The sequence below is a fragment of the Bradyrhizobium sp. genome (assembly GCF_049691595.1).
In the GTDB taxonomy this organism is placed as follows: Bacteria; Pseudomonadota; Alphaproteobacteria; order Rhizobiales; family Xanthobacteraceae; genus Bradyrhizobium.
Window position 1 is genome coordinate 1 of the sequence record NZ_JBAVNZ010000520.1, and the last position, 1,699, is coordinate 1,699.

Annotated in this window: 3 protein-coding genes; 2 read left to right on the forward strand and 1 reads right to left on the reverse strand. The window is 63.7% G+C overall.

The window, feature by feature from the left end; all coding sequences use genetic code 11:
- Window positions 1-96 precede the first annotated feature (96 nt).
- Window positions 97-507 carry a helix-turn-helix transcriptional regulator gene (locus WCE35_RS21245; protein ID WP_424595282.1) on the reverse strand — a complete coding sequence of 137 codons (411 nt, stop codon included), beginning with the start codon at window positions 505-507 and terminating at the stop codon, window positions 97-99.
- 32 nt (window positions 508-539) lie between these two features.
- Here WCE35_RS21245 and WCE35_RS21250 point away from each other — a divergent pair, with 32 nt between their 5' ends.
- Together WCE35_RS21250 and WCE35_RS21255 are read left to right on the forward strand one after the other, a co-directional pair.
- Entirely contained in the window at window positions 540-779 is a 240-nt protein-coding gene (locus tag WCE35_RS21250) for a hypothetical protein (protein ID WP_424595283.1), read from the forward strand.
- 151 nt (window positions 780-930) lie between these two features.
- A partial coding sequence (locus WCE35_RS21255; RefSeq protein WP_424595284.1) for an MFS transporter occupies window positions 931-1,699 on the forward strand: 769 nt, incomplete at its 3' end.

Consider the following 1,699-nt stretch of genomic DNA (forward strand, 5'->3'; position numbering starts at 1 on the left):
GGTCGGATCTCCGGCGGTTTGGGCGGGATCCAGGCGGTGTTCCGCTTTCGGCAATAGCCGGGCTGACGGAAGCTGCGGCCAACGAGCCGCCCGATCTTATTCGATCAGAACGTCCATCGGCACGCCCAGCGCGCGGGCCAACTTCTTTTGTAATTCGGCGGGCCCTTTGCGCCGGCCAGTTTCGATCTCCGACAGATAGTTCTGGCTGATGCCGACCGCCACGGCCAACTCGCCTTGAACCATGTTTCGCCATTCGCGAATGACGCGCACCGCGTTCTCGCCGTCAGCGAGGCGATCGGCCACGGCCTTTGGCAACACGATTTCGCGGCCTTCCCTGAGCGCCCGCATGGAATGGCGGACGATCCGGCTTGCGGCGGCCTCTTCCTGTGCCTCGGCGGCGAGCGCAACCAGCCGGTCATACTCGTCGCGCGGCAGCACGGCGAGGTCGCCGCCGCCGGGCGTGTGGATGAACTGGACGTTGCTCTTTGCGGTGCCGGCTTTTGCCATGGTGTGTCCTCTCAGTCATAAATATCGCGACGGTGTCCGACCGCGTGAATCGTGATGGTATCGGCCTTGATCATGAACAGGACGCGTCAGTCGCCGGCGCGCAACCGCATTCCGGCGACGCCTTTGAGCGCTTTCACATCGCCAGTGCCGGTCGCCGCGAACGCCTTCAATTTGAAGTCGATCTGCGCGCGCGTCGTGGCCGCAAGTTTGCGCCACTGGCGAATGGCCGCCGAAGTGAAGTCGATCTCTTTCACTTCCCAAACATCGCATAATGCGATAGGAAAATCAAGCACAGTTTCGCATAACGCGATACGGCGGCGGCACGGAAACAATCCCGCGTGACGCCGCGCTCCGCGATGGCCTCGGCGCCGATGCGATGATAAGCCCCTCCCACTACCGGTGCTTTTCTCTTCCCCCGATTCGATGAACAAACAACGCCTGATCCCGCTCATCGTCGCCACCGCCCTGTTCATGGAGAACATGGACTCGACGGTGATCGCGACCTCGCTGCCGGCGATCGCCGCCGACATCGGCACCAGCCCGCTGACGCTGAAGCTCGCCATCACCTCGTATCTCTTGTCGCTCGCGGTGTTCATTCCGGCGAGCGGCTGGACCGCCGATCGGTTCGGGGCCCGCATGGTGTTCTCGATCGCCATCGCCGTCTTCATGGTGGGATCGGTCGGCTGTGCGCTGTCGTCTTCCGTGACGCATTTCGTGATCGCGCGCATCCTGCAGGGCGTCGGCGGCGCGATGATGACGCCGGTCGGGCGGCTGGTGCTGTTGCGCTCGATCGACAAGAGCGCGCTGGTCAGTGCGATGGCGTGGGTGACGGTGCCGGCGCTGGTCGGGCCGGTGATCGGTCCGCCGCTCGGCGGCTTCATCACCACCTATTTCTCCTGGCACTGGATTTTCCTGATCAATATTCCGATCGGCCTGCTCGGCATCTTCATGGCGCTGCGCTACATCGACCCGATCCGCAGCGAGCACCCTGAGCGCTTCGATCTCTACGGGCTGGTGCTGGCCGGGATCGGCCTTGGCGGCATCGCCTTCGGTCTATCGATCGCAGGCCTCAATTTGCTGCCGTGGACGGTCGTCGCGGCCCTGGTCGGGGTCGGCTCGATCTCGATGACGCTTTACCTGATCCATGCCAGGCGAACGGGATCGCCGGTGCTGGATTTCGCGCTGCTGCGCT

Coding starts and splice junctions, on each gene's coding strand:
- WCE35_RS21245 (WP_424595282.1), bottom strand. CDS start 507: ATGGCAAAAGCCGGCACCGCAAAGAGCAACGTCCAGTTCATCCACACG.